We start from the raw sequence: 20,886 nt of genomic DNA, 5'->3' as shown, positions 1-20,886 counted from the left end.
TAAAACGGACAATTTGAACTCAATACTGAATTTGCGATGACTGATTCCTTTCTTTCCCATTGCTTTCTCTTTTTTTGTTAAATGGGTGTAAAGTAAATCTGTAGCATGACATAAAATGCCTCTTGGAAGGGTAAAAAACGGTATTTGAAGCCGAAAAAGAAGCGTTTTTCTTTCGTTTCTTTGAAAAGGCATGTTAGCAAAAATGGCAGAAATAAGTCTTTCCGGCGGAATAACCGGAAGAAAGACTGCAAATTGATATATGTTTAATTCATAAAAGAGTGGAGTATTGTATGAAGAAAAAGTTAGTGTTGGCACTTTTGGCAGGCAGTTTGGGTCTGGCCCATGCCCAAAAAGGTTATAAAGGTTTTGTAGAAGGCGGCTTTACGGCCGGATTAGGAAATTGGAACTTACACCGTGTGGAGGTATTGACGAGCCATGGTTATGAATTTTCTCCGTATTTCTTTGCCGGTGCCGGAACCGGATTTCAATATTATACGTTACCCGAGAGTTTCATGATTCCGATCTATGCTGACTTTCGTAGTACTTTGTTGCCGGGACGGAAGATTTCACCTACTGTGGGTTTGAAACTGGGATATACCTTGGATGTAATGGATGGAGTAGCAGGGATGGGATTGTTTGCTTCGCCTACGATGGGCGTGCGATGTGCCGTCCGTTCCCGGAATGCTGTCCGTTTTGAATTGGGATATGCAGTTCAGCAAGGAGAGGCTTTTGTCAGTATTCCTTGGTTAGGAACGTTTGTAGAACATGTTAATATGAACGGTTTAGCCATTCGGATCGGCTACGAATTCTGAAAAAATGCAGGGAGAGCATTTGTCGTATTAGAAGAAATAGTATTATCTTTGCAGAGATATTAAAGCAAACTGTAAAACATAAGTAGAAATGGTAAAAAGTGCATTACAAATTGCAAGAGCAGCTTACCAGCCAAAGGTTCCTGCTGCTTTGAAAGGTGCAGTAAAGGCTGTTGATGGAGAATACACTCAGTCTGTAGCTGATCAGGAAGAAATCAAGAAATTGTTCCCGAATACATACGGTATGCCGGTGATCACTTTCGAAAAGACAAATGACGTGAAAGAATTCCCTGCTATGAACGTAGGTGTTATTTTGTCTGGCGGACAGGCTCCTGGTGGACATAATGTTATAGCCGGTTTGTTCGATGGTATCAAAGCTCACAATGCAGCTTCTCGTCTGTATGGATTTATCTTGGGTCCTGGTGGTTTGATCGATCACAAATATATGGAACTGACTGCCGATATTATTGATGAATATCGTAATACAGGTGGTTTTGATATGATCGGTTCTGGTCGTACTAAACTGGAAACAAAAGAACAGTTCGACAAAGGTTTGGAAATCTTGAACGAATTAAATATCAAGGCACTGGTTATTATCGGTGGTGACGATTCAAATACAAACGCTTGTGTATTGGCTGAATATTACAAGGCTATCGGTGCTGGCGTTCAGGTAATCGGTTGTCCGAAAACAATCGACGGCGACTTGAAGAACGCTCAGATTGAAACTTCTTTCGGTTTCGATACAGCTTGTAAAGTATATTCAGAAGTTATCGGTAACATCCAGCGCGACTGTAACTCTGCTCAGAAATACTGGCACTTCATCAAATTGATGGGTCGTTCAGCTTCTCACATTGCATTGGAATGTGCTTTGCAGACTCAGCCGAACATCTGTATCATCTCTGAAGAGGTAGAAGCAAAAGATATGTCATTGGACGATATCGTAACTTATATTGCTGACATCGTAGCTAAGCGTGCTGCAGAAGGTCATAACTTCGGTACAGTATTGATTCCGGAAGGTTTGATCGAGTTCGTACCGGCTATGAAACGTCTGATCGCTGAATTGAACGACTTCTTGGCTAAGCACGATGCTGAATTCAAGATGATCAAGAAGAGCGAACAGCGTGCTTACATCATCAGCAAGCTGACAAAAGAAAACTCAGAACTGTATGCTTCTCTGCCGGAAGGCGTAGCTCGTCAGTTGTCTTTGGATCGTGACCCGCACGGAAACGTACAGGTTTCATTGATCGAAACTGAAAAGCTGTTGTCTGAAATGGTAGGTAAGAAATTGGCTGAATGGAAAGCTGAAGGCAAATACGTAGGTAAATTCGCTGCACAGCATCACTTCTTCGGTTACGAAGGTCGTTGCGCTGCTCCGTCAAACTACGATGCTGACTACTGCTATTCATTAGGTTACACTGCATCTTGCCTGATCGCTGCTGGTAAGACAGGTTATATGTCATCTGTTCGCAACACAACAGCTCCGGCTGACCAGTGGATTGCAGGTGGTATTCCTGTAACGATGATGATGAACATGGAACGTCGTCATGGTGAAATGAAACCAGTTATCCAGAAGGCTTTGGTTAAATTAGACGGTGCTCCATTCAAGGCATTCGCTGCACAGCGTGATGAATGGGCTTTGACAACCAGCTATGTTTATCCGGGTCCGATCCAGTACTTCGGTCCGACTGAAGTATGCGACCAGCCGACTAAGACATTACAGTTGGAACAAGCTAAATAATCTGATTCAATAAATCAGACCCTTCCATAAAAGGAGATTTTCCGGTGGCAATGTTTTCCATTGGGGAATCTCCTTTCTTTTTCTAGGTGTGGGGAGGAAGTTTTATGGGGAAGGAGAATATATTAGAAATGGAAGTTTAATTAATAAAAAGATTGATTAGAAAAATCGCAAACTTGATAAGATTCGGGAAGACGATTTGTACAAAAGAATTGAAGATTTTGTTGTGAATATAGATAAAGAATCTGGTGCAATGAGTGTAGTAGGATATGGAGAAAGATGATAAAGATGAAATTTTTATTTGATCACTCTTGTATAAATATTACTAATCAGTTATATTTGCAATATGGAATCAGTTGAAGACAGGGCCTCTGATATAAGGACTATATTCAAAACAGATGAATTTGAAGAGTTCTATAATGGTCTGGATGAAAAGGTCAAAGACAAGTTTGAATATACATTTGAACTTGTACAAACTGTATATGCCATACCAGTAAAATATGTAAAACATTTAGAGGGAACAGACCTATATGAGATGCGTGTATCAGTCGGATCGAATGAGTATAGAACAGTGCTGTTCGCAATTGATAATAGTAATGTCATATTATCAACAAAAATAATTCTACTAAACGGTTTCCTAAAGAAATCTACAAAGGACTATAGTAAGCAGATAGCCAAAGCAGAACGAATATTAAAAGGTTTAGCATTATGATACAGTTAGATGAAAATAAATTAGGAAAGCTCAAAACCACCAATCAGTCGCTTGATGAAAAGTACGGGAAACATGGTACGGTTACCCGTGAGGCTTTCAATGAAAAAGCAATGGCTTGGTATTATGGTGATATACTTCGAGATCGTCGTAAAGAACTTAAACTAACTCAAAAACAGTTGGCGCAGAAGATCGGTAAGGAACAAAGTTATATTGCTCGTGTAGAAAAAGGCGAAGTGGATATGCAATTATCAAGTTTCTTTCGTATTGCACGAGCTTTGGGAATTGAGTTTACGCCTACCTTCAACCCTATACGTTGAAGGAGACGACAGTTGCTATTCTTCGTTAAATCGAACAATAATGTTTTTTGGATGTACATTTCTTACATTATGGGAGTAAAGAAAGTTATTCCAATTTGCTAAATAATAAGGATAAAAGATAAGTTATGAATATACGGAAGTGTGTTTGGAGCATTTGCCTGTTGGCCGGATTGCAAGTATTACAAGCTGTTGAAAAGTCGGAGAGTGATTATTTATTGATCGGGAGCTATGCGCCGGCAGAGCGTGAAGGGCTTGCTTTGTATCGTTTGAATCAAGAAACAGCTGATGTAGAAAGAGTCAGTGGTTTGGCTGGTATTTTGAATCCATCTTTTCTGACTCCTAATCCGGAAAAAGGGTTGGTGTATGTTGTGGGAGAAGGAGATACCGATGCCAACTCAACGGTTCATACGGTATCTTTGGATGAGCAGACAGGAACCATGCATCTGTTGAATACGCTGCCAACGTTGGGTGCGTCGCCTTGCCATGTCCGTTTATCTCCTTCGGGAAAATATTTGGTAACAGCCAATTATACGGGCGGTAGTTTAAGTCTTTTTTCGTTGGATGCAAAAGGATGTATTCATGCCCGGGAAGCAGTTTTGAAGTTTGAAGGGAAAGGTCCGAATAAAGAAAGACAGGAAAAATCGCATCTTCATTATTCCATCTTTAGTCCGGATGGAAACTATTTATTGGCCGACGATTTAGGAACCGACAAGGTATATAGTTATCCTGTTCATGAGAAAGCTCCATATATTCAGCAGGCTGAACGAATTGATAATCCTGTTCGACCGGGTTCGGGACCTCGGCATCTGTGTTTTCACCCGAATGGGAAATGGGCTTATTTGATCAATGAATTGTCGGGTGCCGTAATCTTCTTTACTTATCAGGAAGGACATTTACAGGAAAAGCAATCCATCCAGGCAGATGAAGTAGGAGCACAGGGAAGTGCCGATATTCATCTTTCGCCCGATGGTCGTTTTCTGTATGCTTCTAACCGATTACAGAATGACGGTATTGCTATATTCTCAGTATCCGAAGCAACAGGAGAGCTGACGAAAGTGGCCTATCAGCATACAGGCCGTCATCCACGTAACTTTATGATTACGTCTAACGGACGTTATTTATTGGTTGCTTGTCGGGATGATAATGAAGTACAAATCTATAAACGCGATCCGCAAACAGGAAAATTACAAGATACCGGAAAAAGAATCCAAATGTCACAACCCGTTTGTTTGCAACTTTATAATAGCAATAAGTGAGTTTTTGGGCTTTTTTAAAGAAAAATGATCTATTGGCATTTGAAAGCCTGTCTTTATGACAAAAAATATTCCTATCTTTGCACCGGGAAAACAAAACCTAGTAAGACAAGATGGAAATACTAAAGCACGAATGTGGCGTAGCCATGGTGCGACTGCTGAAACCATTGGAGTATTATCATCAGAAATACGGGACCTGGATGTATGGTCTTAACAAGTTGTACTTGTTGATGGAAAAGCAGCATAACCGTGGGCAGGAAGGCGCCGGATTAGCTTGTGTAAAGCTAGAAGCGAAGGCAGGAGAAGAGTATATGTTTCGTGAAAGAGCCTTGGGAACAGGGGCTATTACCGAGATTTTTTCTGCCGTCCACGAACATTTTCGGGATTTAACACCCGCCCAGTTGAACGATCCTATCTTTGCCAAGAACAATCTTCCTTTTGCCGGAGAGCTTTATATGGGGCATCTCCGTTACAGTACGACCGGAAAATCCGGTATTTCTTATGTCCATCCTTTTTTACGCCGTAATAACTGGCGTGTCAAGAATTTGGCCCTTTGTGGTAATTTTAACCTGACGAATGTAGATGAGATCTTTGAAGATATTACTGCAATTGGTCAGCATCCTCGTAAATTTGCGGATACTTATATTATGCTCGAACAGGTAGGACACCGGTTGGACCGGGTCGTGGAACATCTGTATCAGCAATGCGAGGCAGAAGGACTACGGGGTATGGATATTACGCATGCCATTGAAGCCCGGATTGATCTGGGCGATGTCTTGAAACGGTGTGTACCTACGTGGGATGGTGGTTTCGTTATTTGTGGTATCACCGGCAGCGGCGAGATGTTCAGTGTGCGTGATCCGTGGGGAATCCGTCCGGCGTTTTATTATGCCGATGATGAAATCGTTGTCTTGGCTTCCGAACGTCCGGTGATCCAAACTGTCATGAATGTACATGCTTGGGATATTAAAGAACTGAATCGAGGAGAAGCCGTATTTGTTAGTAAGACCGGTAAACTACGGGTGGAACAAATTGTTGAGCCGAAGAAAAACAGTGCATGTTCGTTCGAACGGATTTATTTCTCACGGGGTAGTGACATTGATATTTATAAAGAACGGAAGAAACTAGGAGAAACATTGGTCCCTGATGTCTTGAAAGCCGTAGATAATGATTTGGATCATACCGTATTCTCTTTCATTCCAAATACAGCTGAAGTAGCTTATTATGGCATGTTGGAAGAATTGAATAATTATCTGAACGGTATCAAGAAGAAATGGATTGCCGACAAGCGTCATCTCTTCCAGGAAGAAGAACTGGAACAGATTCTTTCTATGCGTGTCCGTACAGAAAAAGTTGCTATCAAGGATATTAAGCTGCGTACTTTTATTGCTGAAGGAAACAGCCGGAATGATTTGGCTGCCCACGTATATGATATAACCTACGGAAGTATTGTTCCGTTTGAAGATAATCTGGTGGTTATAGATGATAGTATTGTGCGCGGGACAACGTTGAAGCAAAGTATTATCAGTATTCTGGATCGCCTGCATCCGAAGAAGATTGTGATTGTCTCTTCATCTCCGCAAGTCCGTTATCCGGATTATTACGGTATCGACATGTCTCGCATGAATGAGTTTATTGCCTTTAAGGCGGCAGTAGCATTGTTGGAAGAGCGGGGAATGGAGAACGTTTTGATGGATGCTTATCAGAAAGCCAAAAAGCAGGAACGGGAATCATTGGCAGAAGTCAACTACGTAAAAGAAATCTATGCTCCGTTTACAGATGAAGAAATTTCCTCGAAGATGGTAGATTTGTTGACTCCAGTCGGAACAAAAGCCCAGGTGCAAATTGTTTATCAAACAATAGAAGGTTTGCACGCTTCTTGTCCGAATCATCCGGGCGACTGGTACTTTTCGGGAGATTATCCGACGCCGGGTGGTGTACGGATGGTAAACCGGGCCTTTATTCATTATATGGAAGAAGAATATTTAGTCAAATAAACATACTTAATGTTATATGCAAAAAGATAGAACTGCAACTTTAATCCTGGATGACGGGACTGTATTTCATGGTTTTTCTTTTGGTGCTGAAAAGCCAGTGAGCGGTGAGGTCGTGTTTAACACAGCCATGACAGGTTATCCTGAAAGTTTGACCGATCCTTCGTATGCCGGTCAATTGATGGTACTGACTTATCCGTTGGTAGGAAATTATGGTGTTCCGCCTCGGACCTTCCGTCCCGATGGTTTGTCTGAATTTATGGAGAGTGAACGTATTCATGCAGATGCAATCATTGTAAGTGATTACAGTCATGAGTATTGCCACTGGAATGCAACTTGTAGTTTGGGCGACTGGTTGAAGCAGGAAAATATTCCTGGAATTTATGGAATAGATACACGGGCATTGACAAAGAAGTTGCGCGAACATGGTGTCATGATGGGACGTATCGTGATGGAAGATGTAAAAGATGTAGCGACCTATTTGCATGATTTCGGAAATTACGGAGCTGTCAATTATGTAGATGAGGTTTCATGCAAGGAAGTGATTACTTACGGAGAGGGAGCTGGCAAGAAGCGGGTTATTCTGGTGGATTGCGGCGTAAAGCATAACATTATCCGTTGTTTGTTGAAGCGTGGTGTGACTGTTGTTCGTGTTCCTTGGAATTATGATTTTACCCAGTTGGAATATGATGGAGTGTTTATCAGCAATGGCCCGGGCGATCCTGATACGTGTGATGCTGCCGTACAGAATATCAGGAAGGCGATAGGCGGCGATAAACCTGTCTGTGGTATCTGTATGGGGAATCAGCTGTTGGCAAAAGCTGGTGGAGCTTCTATCTATAAGTTGAAGTACGGACATCGAAGCCATAACCAACCGGTACGGATGGTTGGAACTAACCAATGCTTTATTACTTCACAGAACCATGGATATGCTGTTGACAATAATACCTTGGGTAAAGATTGGGAACCCTTGTTCATCAATATGAATGACGGAACGAATGAAGGAATCCGCCATAAGACGAAACCTTTCTTCTCTTCTCAATTCCACCCGGAAGCTTGCAGTGGACCGACAGATACAGAAGCGTTGATCTTTGATAAATTTGTCGGTATGTTATAAAGAATAATCAGTACTAATTTTTGCATGAGAGTCGTTTATGAAAGATAATATCAATAAAGTCCTTATTTTAGGTTCGGGAGCACTGAAGATTGGTGAAGCGGGAGAATTTGATTATTCCGGAAGCCAGGCATTGAAAGCCATTAAGGAAGAAGGAATCCAGACGGTTTTGATCAATCCGAATATTGCTACGGTACAGACATCTGAAGGTGTAGCCGACACGGTTTATTTCTTGCCTGTCACTCCATATTTTGTAGAGAAGGTTATTGAGAAAGAACGTCCGGATGGTATTCTGTTGGCTTTCGGTGGTCAGACGGCATTGAATTGTGGTGTCGCATTGTATCAGAGTGGTGTATTGGAGAAATATGCCGTACGTGTATTGGGAACGCCGGTACAGGCCATCATGGATACGGAAGACCGCGAACTGTTTGTCCGTCGTTTGGATGAGATTGGGGTCAAGACTATCAAGAGTGAAGCCGTAGAAACAATCGAAGATGCACGTCGTGCCGCTGCCGAACTAGGTTATCCGGTGATTATTCGTGCTGCATACGCATTAGGAGGTCTGGGTTCTGGTTTCTGTGATAATGAGGAAGAACTGAATGTATTGGCAGAGAAAGCCTTCTCTTTCTCTCCTCAGGTCTTGGTGGAAAAGAGCTTGAAAGGATGGAAAGAAGTAGAATATGAAGTAGTGCGCGACCGTTATGATAACTGTATCACGGTTTGTAACATGGAGAACTTCGATCCGCTGGGAATCCATACGGGTGAAAGTATCGTCATTGCTCCTTCACAGACTTTATCCAATACAGATTATCATAAACTACGCGAGCTGGCCATCCGTATTATTCGCCATATCGGTATTGTGGGTGAATGTAATGTACAATATGCTTATGATCCGGATAGTGAAGACTACCGTGTCATTGAAGTGAATGCTCGTTTAAGTCGTTCATCTGCTTTGGCTTCCAAGGCAACTGGTTATCCGTTGGCTTTCGTGGCTGCTAAATTAGGATTAGGCTATGGCTTGTTTGATTTGAAGAACTCGGTGACAAAGACAACTAGTGCTTTCTTCGAACCGGCACTTGACTATGTAGTTTGTAAGATTCCGCGCTGGGACTTGGGTAAGTTCCATGGAGTAGCACGTGAATTGGGTTCTAGTATGAAGTCGGTTGGTGAAGTCATGGCTATTGGACGTACTTTTGAAGAAGCCATTCAGAAAGGACTTCGTATGATCGGACAAGGCATGCATGGCTTTGTAGAAAATAAGGAACTGGTTCTTCCGGATATTGATAAGGCTTTGAGAGAACCGACCGATCGTCGCATCTTCGTTATCAGTAAGGCTTTCCGGGCGGGTTATACCATTGACCAAATACATGAGTTGACTAAAATCGACAAGTGGTTCTTGCAGAAACTGTATCGGATTATTGAAACGGCCAACGAACTGGAGGCTTGCAGCAAGATTCAGGAAGTTTCGGATGAGTTGTTGCGTAAAGCAAAGATTCAGGGATTTTCCGACTTCCAGATTGCCCGTGCCTTGTTGAAGGATAAAATGGAAGATACGGATAAGGCTACTTTGCAGGTACGTCAAGACCGAAAGTATCGTGGTATCGTCCCGGTTGTCAAGCAGATTGATACATTGGCTGCCGAATATCCGGCTCAGACGAACTATCTGTATCTGACATATAGCGGAACGGAAAATGATGTCGATTATTTGGGCGATGGCCGTTCGATTGTTGTATTAGGTTCGGGTGCTTATCGAATCGGCAGTTCGGTTGAATTCGACTGGTGTGGTGTTCAGGCTTTGAATACGATTCGAAAAGAAGGCTGGCGTTCGGTGATGATCAATTACAATCCGGAGACGGTTTCTACCGATTATGATATGTGCGACCGCCTGTATTTTGATGAATTGACATTCGAACGAGTGATGGATATCCTCGAATTGGAGAATCCGCACGGAGTAATTGTGTCAACAGGTGGACAGATTCCGAATAACTTGGCTATGCGTTTGGATGCTCAGCATATTCATATCTTGGGAACATCTGCTAAAAGTATTGATAATGCGGAAGACCGTGAGAAGTTCTCGGCTATGCTTGATCGGATTGGAGTAGATCAGCCACGTTGGAAAGAACTTTCATCGATGGATGATATTAATCAGTTTGTTGAGGAAGTCGGTTTCCCGGTTCTGGTTCGTCCGAGTTATGTGTTGAGTGGTGCGGCTATGAATGTCTGCTCCAACCAGGAAGAGTTGGTTCGTTTCTTGGAACTGGCAGCAAATGTATCCAAGAAGCATCCGGTTGTAGTCAGTCAGTTTATCGAACAATGCAAGGAGGTGGAAATGGATGCCGTAGCTCAGAATGGAGAGATCATCATGTATGCCATCAGCGAACATATCGAATTTGCCGGTGTCCATTCAGGTGATGCTACTATTCAGTTCCCGGCGCAGAAACTGTATGTTGAAACTGTTCGTCGTATCAAGAAGATCAGTAAGCAGATTGCGAAAGAATTAAATATTTCAGGTCCATTCAATATCCAATACCTGGCGAAAGGAAATGAAATCAAGGTAATCGAATGTAACCTGCGTGCCTCCCGTAGTTTCCCGTTCGTGAGCAAGGTATTGAAGATTAACTTCATCGAACTGGCTACGCGGGTTATGTTAGGTTTGCCGGTTGAGAAGCCGAACAAGAATGAGTTTGATTTGGATTATGTCGGTATCAAAGCCTCTCAATTCTCCTTCAATCGTTTACAGAAAGCCGATCCGGTTTTAGGTGTAGACATGGCTTCTACGGGTGAAGTTGGTTGTATCGGTGATGATGTGTCTGAGGCAATTCTAAAGAGTATGCTGTCTGTCGGACAACGGATTCCGGAGAAGAATATCCTGTTATCAACCGGTACGGCTAAACAAAAGGTGGCTATGCTGGATGCTGCTCGTCTGTTAGCCAAGAAAGGATATAATCTTTATGCTACTGGCGGAACCCATCGTTTCTTCGCTGAGAACGGCATTCCGAGCACCTTGGTTTATTGGCCGAGTGAAACAGGAAAGGAACCGCAGGCCTTGACGTTATTGCATGAGAAGAAGATAGATATGGTGGTGAATATTCCAAGAGACCTTTCTGCAGGCGAATTGGATAATGGATATAAGATCCGTCGTGCTGCCATCGACTTGAATATTCCGTTGATTACAAATGCACGTTTGGCAAGTGCCTTTATCAATGCTTTCTGTACGTTGAGTATGGATGATATTCAGATCAAGAGCTGGCAAGAATATTAATGCTTAGTATATAGTATCAGATAGATAAGCCGCTGAAAGTTTCAGGTTCGCCTGACTTTTAGCGGCTTTTTATTTGATTATGATTGGATGGATTGGATGATCAATAGGGAGAAATAAGGGAAATCCGTTTGGGCTATTATTGCTGGGTCGGATATATATTTCTCTTTTTCCGTACCTACGTTCTCGAAGTAATGAAACTGGGCCTCCGGATGTTGGCGAATGCATGTATGGACAGCTTCGATGCAAGCCGATAGTTTCATAATAACCAGATTGTATCCCTGGCGGATTAACTGATCCAACTCGTCGGATGTTGCTGTTCCCGGAATCACCATCAGTCGTTCTTCCTGCTTGACGATATGTAATCCGCCTGTTGCTCCGGCTGCGATGAAAGCCGGTATGCCCGGAACTCGCTGCACACGGATTTGTTGCTTTTCCAGCTGATGGTAAATGTACTGAATGGAAGTATAGAATCCGGCATCACCTTCTGCCACGATAACCACCTTTTTATCTTCTTGAAGTGCCCGGATAGCATCAGACAAAAGCTGATCGTAAGCTTCGATGGCTTTTTGCCGGTCTTTACTCATGGGTAATACAAACGTATGGATCTTTTCTTCTTTGATCTCTAAAGCTCGTAGAATATGGGCAGCTCTGGAAACCTGTTTCCCTGAGGTAGTCAAAGTTGCCGGACAGAAGATCCGGTCTGCCTGTTGTAAAGTCTTTAAGCCTTTTAAGGTGATTAATTCGGGTTCACCCGGACCCAAAGAGACGAATGTAATAGTTCGATTCATAATTTATTCGAGTTGAATGCAAGTGCAAAAATCTTTATTTTACGGTTGATTCGCAAGTATCGGTTGAGTTTTTTATTACTTTTGTGCCAAGTAACAGGTGTCTGTTTCCTTCGTGAAGCAAGGAACAGATGAAAAGGGAATCGGGTGAAAGTCCCGGACAGTCCACGCTGCTGTAAGTCTTTATAGGATTCGAAGTAACCTCTGTTCCACTGAATAGTCGTCTATTCGGGAAGGAACTTCGAACGAGACAAAGTCAGAAGACCTGCCTGGTTACTGATAATAACTTGGATGACTTCGCTTTCTGCGTGGTAATGGGAAGTGAAGGAAAATATTTAGACAGAATGACAATGATGAATGTAATCCGAATGGCAGGAGCCGTGTTGCTTCTTGCAGGAATAACGGGCTGCTCGTCACGCCCGGCAAATGATCAGGATACGATATCGACCGGAAAAGCGGTAACGGAAACCGTATTTACTGAGAAGATCAAACCGGAATATGCGGAAGGATTTGAGATCCGTTACGAAGGTGATATGGCTTTGGTAGATATTCATGATCCGCAGTCGGAGAATGTTGCCGAATATCATTATGCTTTGGTGCGTCGGGGCGATGCATCAAAGGTTGTTCCTGAAGGATATGAGAAATTGGAAATACCGGTACGGAGTGTGATTTGCATGACTTCCTTGCAGCTTTCTAATTTTATTAAGTTGGGAATAACGGAACGGGTAACAGGTATCACGAGTACGCGCCACTTGTTCAACGAAACGATGAATCGCCAGTTGGAAAGTGGAAAAACCGTAAAGATTGGTATTGAAGGGAACTTCGACAATGAAGCGGTTATGAGTATGAATCCTGACTTGATTCTGATCTCTCCGTTTAAACGGGGTGGCTATGAAGCTTTGAAGGATGTCGGGATTCCATTGGTTCCGCATTTGGGATATAAAGAAATGACTCCGTTGGGACAAGCTGAGTGGATTAAATTCGTAGGCTTGCTTTGCGGTATGGAAAAGGAAGCCAATGCTTGTTTCGAGGCGATTGAACAGCGATATCAGGAATTGAAGGCGTTGACTGCCGATGGTAAGGTGAAACGCCGGCCGGTTGTCTTTAGCGGAGAGCTGAGAGGCGGAAACTGGTATGCCGTAGGCGGAAAGAGTTTTCTGGCTCAATTGTTCAAAGATGCCGGAGCCGATTATTTCTTGAAAGACGATGAGCGTTCGGGTGGTGTAACGCTCGACTTCGAGACGGTTTACAATCAGGCAGACAACGCGGATTATTGGCGCATTGTCAATAGTTATCCGGGCGATTTCTCTTACGAAGCCCTGAAAGATCAGGATGCACGTTATGCCGACTTCAAGGCTTTCCGTGAACATGGGATTATTTACTGTAACATGAAGACGACGCCGTTCTATGAAGAAATGCCGACTGCTCCGGAGGTAATTCTGGCAGACTTGTTGCATATCTTTCATCCGGAACTGTTGCCGGATCATCAGCCTGTTTTCTATAAACTGCTAAAGAAATAAGATCATGCGTTATACTCATACTTACCGGATGTTATTGATCCTGTTGCTGATCGTTGTTCTGTTGCTTCTGAATTTATTGCTGGGTTCAGTCTCCATTCCGGCACAATCCATTTGGAATATTCTGACGGGTACAGGAAATGAACCTGTATCTTGGCAGAACATTGTCTGGAAATCCCGTTTGCCTCAGGCTTTGACGGCACTGGCTGCCGGTGCTGGTCTGGCGGTAAGTGGATTACAAATGCAGACGGTGTTTCGTAATCCGTTGGCAGGACCTTCGGTATTGGGAATCAGTTCAGGTGCCAGCATGGGCGTTGCTTTTGTCATTCTGTTGAGTGGTAGTTTGGGCGGTGTTGCCTTAAGCCGACTGGGAGTGATGGGAGAAATAGCTTTGTCGGTTGCCGCTATTATCGGTTCTTTGTCGGTGATGGCACTGATTGTTTATGTATCGCAAAAAGTGAAAGGAAATGTCACCTTGCTGATTATCGGCGTTATGATCGGTTATGTATCGAATGCGGTGATTGGTGTCTTGAAATTCTTCAGTGTAGAAGAAGATATCCGGGCGTATGTGATTTGGGGATTAGGCAGTTTCTCGCGCGTTTCCGGTAATCAGATGATGCTGTTTGTGACGTTGATGGCTATTTTGCTTCCTTTGTCTTTCTTGCTTATCAAGACATTAAACCTGATGTTGCTGGGTGATGGTTATGCCCGTAACTTAGGACTGAATATCAAGCGGGCTCGTTTGCTGGTGATTGTATCGGCGGGCGTATTGACGGCTATTGTAACGGCTTATTGTGGTCCGATTATCTTCTTGGGACTGGCAGTTCCTCATTTGGCAAGAGCTATGTTTCAGACGTCCGATCATTGGACTTTGATGCCTGCTACTTTATTATTAGGTGCTGCCTTGGCATTAATTTGTAATCTGCTGGCCCGTATGCCTGGTTTTGAAGGAGCTTTGCCGGTTAATTCGGTCACGGCACTGGTGGGTGCTCCGGTAGTCGCTTCTGTTTTGTTCAACAAACGTAAAAATGATTGGAATGAATAAGGAAACGATACGACTGGAGGAACTCTCAATAGGTTATTCTATTAAGAAGCATCATGCCAAAGAAGTGGCTTCGCACATACAGGCTACTATCCGGAGTGGCGAACTGACCTGTTTGTTGGGTGAAAATGGGGTAGGAAAATCGACCTTACTTCGGACGCTTTCTGCTTTTCAGCCGAAGCTGGGCGGACATATCTGGCTGCTCGGACAGGAAGTGGAATCTTATACCGACCGCCAGTTAAGCCGAATCATCAGTGTGGTATTAACCGAACGGTGTGAGATCCGGAATATGACAGTTCGGGATTTAGTTGGAATGGGCCGAAGTCCTTATACAGGTTTTTGGGGACGACTGGCAGCAGAAGACTGGGAGATCGTGGATCAGTCTATTCGTTTGGTCGGAATCGAAGCGCTGGCTATGCGGATGGTGCATACGTTGTCGGACGGAGAACGGCAGAAAGTGATGATTGCAAAGGCGCTTGCTCAGGAGACTCCGATTATTTTCCTGGATGAACCGACAGCTTTTCTGGATTATCCCAGTAAAGTGGAAATCATGCAACTGTTGTATCGCCTGATACAAACGACTGAAAAGACGATCTTTCTTTCTACACACGACTTGGATCTGGCTTTGGAGATTGCCGATAAGATCTGGCTGATGGACCGGAAACAGGGAATCATCACCGGTACACCTGAAGATCTGGCTTTATCGGGCCGACTGAAATCATTCTTCTCCGGAAGAGGTGTTGTATTTGACGAGGACAGTGGTCTTTACCGGATACAGGTGCAATATAAATATCAAATCGGAATCCGGGGCGAAGGTGCTCGATGCTCGATGCTGAAGAAGGCATTGCAACGCTGTGGTATCCGGGTAACAGATCAGGCATCGGCAGCTTTGCCATTTATTGAAGTGACTCCTGATACATTTATCCTTCATGCCGGAGAGCCGTCGGCTTATGAAACAATTGAGTCGTTATTGCAAGCCTTGCGCCAGATAAGTTTGCCCGAAATCTGATTCCTTATTTCAGGAAAATTGCATAAGTTTGCAAGACAAACCAAATAGAGAAAATACGAATGGTAAAACGTGTGCTGATATTCTTGCGGAATCTGATACTTTTCTTCTTTATCTCTTCTTTGCTGGCTGTCGTGCTTTATCGTTTCGTACCGGTGTATCTGACGCCGTTGATGGTGATTCGTTTGGCCGAACAAGCCAAGGCTGGTAAAACATTAAAGCTGGAACATGAATGGGTGCCGATCGAGAAGATTGCCCAGACCTTGCCTCAGGCCGTAGTGGCTTCTGAGGATAATTTGTTTATGGAGCATCCGGGATTTGATTTCAAGCAAATACAGAAAGCAAGAGAAGAGGCACGACAGGGAAAACGGGTTCGCGGAGCCAGTACTATCAGTCAGCAGACGGCCAAGAATGTCTTCCTTTGGCAAGGAAAAACCTATTTCCGGAAAGGATTGGAAGCTTATTTCACCTTGTTGATCGAATGGATATGGGGCAAAGAACGGATCATGGAAGTTTATCTCAATTCGATCGAGATGGGCGATGGTATTTATGGAGCACAGGCCGTGGCTAAGGCGCATTTCAAGAAAGAAGCCTATCAGCTGACCAAAGGCGAGTCGGCTTTGATTGCCGCTTCATTGCCGAACCCGCGGCGTTTTAATTCAGGGAAACCTTCGCCTTATATGCGTCGCCGACAAGCCAAGATTATGTCGTTGATGGATAAGATTCTGCCGGTGGATATGGGATATAAAACACAACAAAAGTCGAAGAGTACAGGTAAAACTAAAAATAGAAAGAAATGGAGAGCTTCAGTTATCAGGATCTCGGAAGAATAGTGTATGCAAAGGCACTGGATATTCAGACCGAAAAGTTTAACGCTTTACTGGCTGCCAAGGCGAAAGGGGAAAAAGGCCGGAATGAATTGTTATTTTGTGAGCATAATCCGGTATTGACCATTGGGAAAAGCGGGAAGGATTCTAATCTGCTGATACCTGAAGCTCGCCTTCAGGCTCTGGGTGTTTCTTACTATCACATTAATCGTGGCGGAGACATTACTTATCATGGTCCGGGGCAAATTACAGGATATCCGATTTTTGATTTGGAGACTTGGCATATCGGATTGAAGCAATATATTTATCGATTGGAGGAAACCATCATCCGTTTTCTGGCTTTATATGGATTAAAAGGAGAGCGTTTGGAAGGAGCAACCGGTGTATGGCTGGATCCTTTTGTGGCAGGAAAGGCGCGTAAGATCTGTGCTATCGGCGTAAAGAGTAGCCGTTTTGTTACGATGCATGGTTTTGCCCTGAACATCAATACCGATCTGAATTACTTTTCATTGATTAATCCTTGTGGTTTTACTGATAAAGGCGTTACATCCTTGGCAAAGGAATTGGGGAAAGAACAGGATTTTGAGGAAGCCAAACGCCAGTTGGTTGCTTTGTTCCGGGAAGTATTCGGCGAAAGATAAATTTGTCAAAATGTCAAATCAACTCCTTCAAAACTTCGCTATTTGGAGCTGGGTGCAACTTGGGTTGCAAATATGCGAGATATAGCGAGTTGAGGTTTGATAAAAAGTAAGTAAATAGGCTTTTGGAGTAAATTGTTGCGGATGTTATTCTGAAAAAGGGGTTTTTATTCAGGTGGTTGTAAGGGAAAAGCAATCTGTTGTGGCAGAATGTCAAATGAAAATAGAATGTTTTTGCTGTCAATTATAGGCTCTTTTGTCCGGTTTTTTACCTTCCTGATACCCGAAAAGGAGGCGAAAAGAGGAAAATACCTTGGCTTTTCTTCATTTCCTGCCTATGAATGTTCATTTTTGCAACGTATTTTTATTCATTCATGCCTATCTTTTTATCCGTTTCTGCCTACTTTTACTCCGAAAACTCGTGAAAATCGTTCACAAAACCCTTGTTTTTTGCGGAAATTCCCTGCTGGGAACCGAAAAAACTTCATGAAGAAAGAATGTGTGTGTTACGAATAAAGGCTATATTCTTCCTTTTTGTTAATATCAAAGCTGTTTTTGTTGACAATTAAATAATCCGTTTCTTCGTATGGACCGGTATGTTTTTTTACCTTGAGTCTTTATTTCTCATTTATTATTCCGGGGATTTTTGTAACTTTGCGACTTACAATCTATATCGATCGACTATGGCTGAAGAACTTGTTATAGATAAAGAAGCTGGGAAGGCTGAAAAATATCAAGAGTTGATGCCTCAATTGGAAGCTCTTGTAAAAAATGAAAAAGATGTGATAGCCAATATGGCTAATATTTCGGCGGCTTTATGGCAGACTTTTCATTTCTTTTGGGTTGGTTTTTATCGTGTAGTGGATGAGGAGTTGGTTTTAGGACCTTTCCAAGGTCCGATTGCTTGTACGCGGATCCGGCGTGGACGGGGTGTTTGTGGTTCTGCCTGGAAAGAAGGTAAGACGCTCGTAGTGCCGGATGTCGATCAATTTCCGGGACATATTGCCTGTAATTCGGCTTCTCGTTCAGAGATTGTAGTGCCTGTCCGGAATCAAGCGGGCGAAATCATGGCTGTATTAGACATTGATAGTGATCAGTTGGATAGTTTTGACAAGACAGATGTTCTATATTTGGAGAGAGTGGTTTCGTTTTTGTTCAATTAGACAGAATTAATGGTATAAAAGTCAGATCCGGGTAGGGCGGTTATATTTTATTAATAAGAGATGTTCCTGTTCTATACGTGAAAAGATCTACTTTTGCGCACAATTCTAATTCGTGTAGGAATATAAATACGATGGTTAAAATAGTACGATTGACTAGCTTGCTGCTATTCTTCTGGATGATGGGCAGCTTGTATAATACGTTATCAAGTCAGACGGTAACTTCGGTGTCGGGTATTGTGAAAGATTCGATTACAGGAGAACCTTTGTCGTATGTCTCGGTATTGTTTAAGAATTCGACGATAGGAGCCATGACAGATGATAACGGTGCTTTTTCGTTGCAGAACGATAAAGGCTATACAACGTTGGTGGTTTCATCCATGGGATATACAGAAAAGGAAATTCAGCTGAAAGCCGGAAAGAACAATGCCGCTTTAGCTATTATGTTGCGTCCTACTTCGTATGAGCTGACGGAAGTAGTGGTAAAACCGAAGCGCGAGAAATATTCGCGAAAGAATAATCCGGCTGTTGAGTTGATCAAAAAGGTGATCGAGCACAAAGATGATAACCGGATTGAAGCTAAGGATGAATATCAGGTAGAGAGTTACGAGAAATTGAGTCTGGCTTTGGATAATTTCAGTCCGAATCTGGACAGTAAGCTGGGAAAGAAATTCAGCTTCATCAAGAATTATCTGGATACATCGGAGTTTAACGGAAAACCGATCCTGACACTTTCTGTGCGTGAGACCTTGGCCGACCGTTATTACCGGAAGAAGCCTAAAGCAGAAAAGATTATTATCAAGGGTAAGCACATGCAAGGTGTGGATAAAACCTTGGACGAAGGTGGTATTAGTGCAAATTTGGAGGAAATCTTTCAGGGTATCAATATCTTCGACAATAATATCAATATCCTGTTGAACCGCTTTGTCAGTCCGTTGTCATCTGCGTTAGCTGTTTCTTATTATAAGTATTACATCATGGATACGCTCGATGTGAGCGGAACGAAATGTGTGGACTTGGCATTTGTCCCTGTTAATAGTGAAAGCTACGGATTTACAGGTCGTTTATACGTAACCCTTGATGGTAACTATGCGTTAAAGAAATTCACGTTAAACGTCCCTTCGCATATCAATTTGAACTTCGTAGACCGGCTTCGAATCGACCAGGAATTTAAACAGATGCCGGATAGCACATGGGTATTGGATACGGAGAATACCTTTATTAATTTCTATATCGTGGAAGGAACGCAACAGTTCTATGCCCATCAGTTGAGGAGTTATGACAAGTATTCGTTTGAAGTGGCCAATAGGGATTCTGTCTTTGGTCTGTTGGGAGAAAATCATTTTGCCCCGCAGGCTAATGCGCAACCAGATTCGTTTTGGGTGAATCATCGTCATATACCGTTGAAAGAGAAGGAGAGTGCCTTGGATGAATTGTTGGCACAGATGCGAAAAGTACCTGTTTTCAATGTGATTATCAAGACAGCCGAAATCCTGATCTCGGGATATATACAAACTGGAAAAGACCGGAATAGCAGTAAATTTGACTTTGGTCCGATGAATACGACGATCAGTGCGAATAACTTGGAAGGTATTCGTTTCCGTGTTGGTGGTATGACAACTGCTAATTTGAGCGATCGTTGGTTCGCCGATGGCTATCTGGCTTATGGTGTAGACGACCGTAAATTGAAATACAATGCGACCTTAACGCATAGTTTCAATAAGAAAGAATACCATCCGGGAGAATATCCGCGCAATAATCTTTCGTTGATTCATGAATATGATGTTTATACGCCGGGTCAGGACTTCTTGTTTACGAGCAAGGATAACATGTTCGTTGCTATTAAGGTCGGAACTCCGGTAACGCACATGCAATATATCCGGAAGACAATGTTGCAATACGAAAAAGAGTGGTTGAACAACGTGGGTATTTTAGGTTGGGTTCGACATGAGAACAACGAGGCTGCCGGAACATTGAGTTATGATTTGATGAATACGGATGGTTCGTTGACACATATTTCAGACTTCAACAAGACCGAATTGGGCTTACAACTCCGTTTTGCTCCAGGCGAGCGTGCTTATAACGGACGTGCTGGTCGGGAATCTGTCTTCAACCTTTCGAAAGATGCTCCGGTATTCAAAGTCTCTCATCAGTTTGGCTTTAAGGGATTGGGTGGTGATTACCAATACAATCATACAGAGGTAAGTGCAGAAAAGCGTATTTGGTTGTCTTCGTTCGGTCATATTGATGCGAAGGTAAAAGCCGGTAAGGTATGGGATAAAGTTCCTTTCCCCTTGTTGATTCTGCCGAATACCAACCAGTCATTGACGATTCAGCCGGAAGCCTTCAATATGATGAATGCCATGGAATTTGTAACCGACCAGTATGTTTCCTGGTATGTGACTTATTATTTGAAGGGTTGGATTTTGAACCGTATTCCTGGTATTAAATGGTTGAAGTTGCGTGAAGTTGTTTCTTTCAGTGGTATTTACGGAAACTTAACTGATAAGAACAATCCGACACTGACACCAGGTTTGTTCCAGCTGCCAGAAGGAACTATGCCAATGGGAAATCAGCCATATATGGAAGCCAGTATCGGTTTGGAAAATATCCTGAAGATTTTACGTATAGATTATTATCGCCGATTAACGTATTTGGATAATCCGGGAATCAAGAAAGGAGGCGTTCGTATAGCGTTGCGCTTCTCGTTCTAAA

The 20,886-nt window shown here is 43.0% G+C and carries 17 protein-coding genes and 1 riboswitch; of the genes, 15 read left to right on the top strand and 2 right to left on the bottom strand.

Annotation, left to right across the window (positions count from 1 at the left end):
• Positions 1-315 (bottom strand): hypothetical protein (locus MUN53_RS10175; protein ID WP_243325322.1); only part of this gene is annotated, 315 nt, incomplete at its 3' end.
• On the opposite strand from MUN53_RS10175, the gene MUN53_RS10170 reads away from it, so the two are divergent.
• The 8 genes from MUN53_RS10170 to carB all read left to right on the top strand — a co-directional run bounded on the left by MUN53_RS10170 (position 291) and on the right by carB (position 11,196).
• Complete coding sequence (locus MUN53_RS10170) at positions 291-812, top strand: hypothetical protein (RefSeq protein ID WP_243325321.1); 522 nt, start codon at positions 291-293, stop codon at positions 810-812. The two genes, MUN53_RS10175 and MUN53_RS10170, sit on opposite strands and share 25 nt — an antisense overlap.
• An 88-nt stretch (positions 813-900) precedes the next feature.
• Positions 901-2,547: a diphosphate--fructose-6-phosphate 1-phosphotransferase gene (locus MUN53_RS10165; RefSeq protein ID WP_243325320.1), complete on the top strand. Its 1,647-nt coding sequence runs from the start codon at positions 901-903 to the stop codon at positions 2,545-2,547.
• A gap of 343 nt (positions 2,548-2,890) precedes the next feature.
• Positions 2,891-3,256: a type II toxin-antitoxin system RelE/ParE family toxin gene (locus MUN53_RS10160; RefSeq protein ID WP_243325317.1), complete on the top strand. Its 366-nt coding sequence runs from the start codon at positions 2,891-2,893 to the stop codon at positions 3,254-3,256.
• Positions 3,253-3,573, top strand: a complete 321-nt coding sequence (locus MUN53_RS10155) for a helix-turn-helix domain-containing protein (RefSeq protein ID WP_243325315.1) — start codon at positions 3,253-3,255, stop codon at positions 3,571-3,573. The genes MUN53_RS10160 and MUN53_RS10155 overlap by 4 nt, the downstream gene beginning before the upstream one ends.
• A 125-nt stretch (positions 3,574-3,698) precedes the next feature.
• On the top strand, positions 3,699-4,829 hold the full coding sequence (locus MUN53_RS10150) for a lactonase family protein (RefSeq protein WP_243325313.1): 1,131 nt from the start codon (positions 3,699-3,701) through the stop codon (positions 4,827-4,829).
• 110 nt (positions 4,830-4,939) lie between these two features.
• Positions 4,940-6,823, top strand: a complete 1,884-nt coding sequence (locus tag MUN53_RS10145; RefSeq protein ID WP_243325311.1) for an amidophosphoribosyltransferase — start codon at positions 4,940-4,942, stop codon at positions 6,821-6,823.
• A 16-nt stretch (positions 6,824-6,839) separates the two neighbouring features.
• Positions 6,840-7,937 carry a glutamine-hydrolyzing carbamoyl-phosphate synthase small subunit gene (gene carA, locus MUN53_RS10140; protein ID WP_243325308.1) on the top strand — a complete coding sequence of 366 codons (1,098 nt, stop codon included), beginning with the start codon at positions 6,840-6,842 and terminating at the stop codon, positions 7,935-7,937.
• A 37-nt stretch (positions 7,938-7,974) separates the two neighbouring features.
• Positions 7,975-11,196, top strand: a complete 3,222-nt coding sequence (carB, locus tag MUN53_RS10135) for a carbamoyl-phosphate synthase (glutamine-hydrolyzing) large subunit (protein WP_243325305.1) — start codon at positions 7,975-7,977, stop codon at positions 11,194-11,196.
• A 77-nt stretch (positions 11,197-11,273) separates the two neighbouring features.
• Here carB and cobI read toward each other — a convergent pair whose 3' ends face one another.
• Positions 11,274-11,984, bottom strand: a complete 711-nt coding sequence (gene cobI, locus MUN53_RS10130) for a precorrin-2 C(20)-methyltransferase (protein ID WP_243325303.1) — start codon at positions 11,982-11,984, stop codon at positions 11,274-11,276.
• 78 nt (positions 11,985-12,062) lie between these two features.
• Positions 12,063-12,268: riboswitch (cobalamin riboswitch) on the top strand.
• 66 nt (positions 12,269-12,334) lie between these two features.
• On the opposite strand from cobI, the gene MUN53_RS10125 reads away from it, so the two are divergent.
• From MUN53_RS10125 to MUN53_RS10095, 7 genes are all read left to right on the top strand, one after another.
• Positions 12,335-13,501 carry an ABC transporter substrate-binding protein gene (locus MUN53_RS10125; protein ID WP_243325325.1) on the top strand — a complete coding sequence of 389 codons (1,167 nt, stop codon included), beginning with the start codon at positions 12,335-12,337 and terminating at the stop codon, positions 13,499-13,501.
• A 4-nt stretch (positions 13,502-13,505) separates the two neighbouring features.
• Positions 13,506-14,543 (top strand): iron ABC transporter permease, encoded by a 1,038-nt coding sequence (locus MUN53_RS10120; RefSeq protein ID WP_243325301.1) that lies wholly within the window; start codon positions 13,506-13,508, stop codon positions 14,541-14,543.
• Positions 14,536-15,549 (top strand): ABC transporter ATP-binding protein, encoded by a 1,014-nt coding sequence (locus MUN53_RS10115; protein WP_243325300.1) that lies wholly within the window; start codon positions 14,536-14,538, stop codon positions 15,547-15,549. The genes MUN53_RS10120 and MUN53_RS10115 overlap by 8 nt, the downstream gene beginning before the upstream one ends.
• A gap of 59 nt (positions 15,550-15,608) precedes the next feature.
• The gene (gene mtgA / locus MUN53_RS10110; RefSeq protein ID WP_243325299.1) at positions 15,609-16,379 is read left to right on the top strand and encodes a monofunctional biosynthetic peptidoglycan transglycosylase; all 771 of its coding nucleotides are present in this window, start codon (positions 15,609-15,611) and stop codon (positions 16,377-16,379) included.
• Complete coding sequence (gene lipB, locus MUN53_RS10105; RefSeq protein WP_243325297.1) at positions 16,343-17,014, top strand: lipoyl(octanoyl) transferase LipB; 672 nt, start codon at positions 16,343-16,345, stop codon at positions 17,012-17,014. The genes mtgA and lipB overlap by 37 nt, the downstream gene beginning before the upstream one ends.
• Positions 17,015-17,694: 680 nt before the next feature.
• Positions 17,695-18,174, top strand: coding sequence for a GAF domain-containing protein (locus tag MUN53_RS10100; protein WP_243325295.1), 480 nt, complete (start codon positions 17,695-17,697; stop codon positions 18,172-18,174).
• A 176-nt stretch (positions 18,175-18,350) separates the two neighbouring features.
• The gene (locus MUN53_RS10095) at positions 18,351-20,885 is read left to right on the top strand and encodes a DUF5686 and carboxypeptidase-like regulatory domain-containing protein (RefSeq protein WP_394803069.1); all 2,535 of its coding nucleotides are present in this window, start codon (positions 18,351-18,353) and stop codon (positions 20,883-20,885) included.
• Position 20,886 lies beyond the last annotated feature (1 nt).

It is taken from the genome of Parabacteroides faecalis (assembly GCF_022809355.1).
In the GTDB taxonomy this organism is placed as follows: domain Bacteria; phylum Bacteroidota; class Bacteroidia; order Bacteroidales; family Tannerellaceae; genus Parabacteroides; species Parabacteroides faecalis.
This window is presented reverse-complemented; position numbering and strand designations above follow the sequence as displayed.

What these genes read in the sequence shown, in the direction of transcription:
- MUN53_RS10100 (WP_243325295.1), top strand. Translation starts at nt 17,695, where the DNA reads ATGGCTGAAGAACTTGTTATAGATAAAGAAGCTGGGAAGGCTGAAAAA.
- MUN53_RS10165 (WP_243325320.1), top strand. Translation starts at nt 901, where the DNA reads ATGGTAAAAAGTGCATTACAAATTGCAAGAGCAGCTTACCAGCCAAAG.
- MUN53_RS10125 (WP_243325325.1), top strand. Translation starts at nt 12,335, where the DNA reads ATGAATGTAATCCGAATGGCAGGAGCCGTGTTGCTTCTTGCAGGAATA.
- carA (WP_243325308.1), top strand. Translation starts at nt 6,840, where the DNA reads ATGCAAAAAGATAGAACTGCAACTTTAATCCTGGATGACGGGACTGTA.
- carB (WP_243325305.1), top strand. Translation starts at nt 7,975, where the DNA reads ATGAAAGATAATATCAATAAAGTCCTTATTTTAGGTTCGGGAGCACTG.
- MUN53_RS10095 (WP_394803069.1), top strand. Translation starts at nt 18,351, where the DNA reads ATGATGGGCAGCTTGTATAATACGTTATCAAGTCAGACGGTAACTTCG.
- mtgA (WP_243325299.1), top strand. Translation starts at nt 15,609, where the DNA reads ATGGTAAAACGTGTGCTGATATTCTTGCGGAATCTGATACTTTTCTTC.
- MUN53_RS10145 (WP_243325311.1), top strand. Translation starts at nt 4,940, where the DNA reads ATGGAAATACTAAAGCACGAATGTGGCGTAGCCATGGTGCGACTGCTG.
- MUN53_RS10115 (WP_243325300.1), top strand. Translation starts at nt 14,536, where the DNA reads ATGAATAAGGAAACGATACGACTGGAGGAACTCTCAATAGGTTATTCT.
- lipB (WP_243325297.1), top strand. Translation starts at nt 16,343, where the DNA reads ATGGAGAGCTTCAGTTATCAGGATCTCGGAAGAATAGTGTATGCAAAG.
- MUN53_RS10170 (WP_243325321.1), top strand. Translation starts at nt 291, where the DNA reads ATGAAGAAAAAGTTAGTGTTGGCACTTTTGGCAGGCAGTTTGGGTCTG.
- MUN53_RS10160 (WP_243325317.1), top strand. Translation starts at nt 2,891, where the DNA reads ATGGAATCAGTTGAAGACAGGGCCTCTGATATAAGGACTATATTCAAA.
- MUN53_RS10150 (WP_243325313.1), top strand. Translation starts at nt 3,699, where the DNA reads ATGAATATACGGAAGTGTGTTTGGAGCATTTGCCTGTTGGCCGGATTG.
- MUN53_RS10155 (WP_243325315.1), top strand. Translation starts at nt 3,253, where the DNA reads ATGATACAGTTAGATGAAAATAAATTAGGAAAGCTCAAAACCACCAAT.
- cobI (WP_243325303.1), bottom strand. Translation starts at nt 11,984, where the DNA reads ATGAATCGAACTATTACATTCGTCTCTTTGGGTCCGGGTGAACCCGAA.
- MUN53_RS10120 (WP_243325301.1), top strand. Translation starts at nt 13,506, where the DNA reads ATGCGTTATACTCATACTTACCGGATGTTATTGATCCTGTTGCTGATC.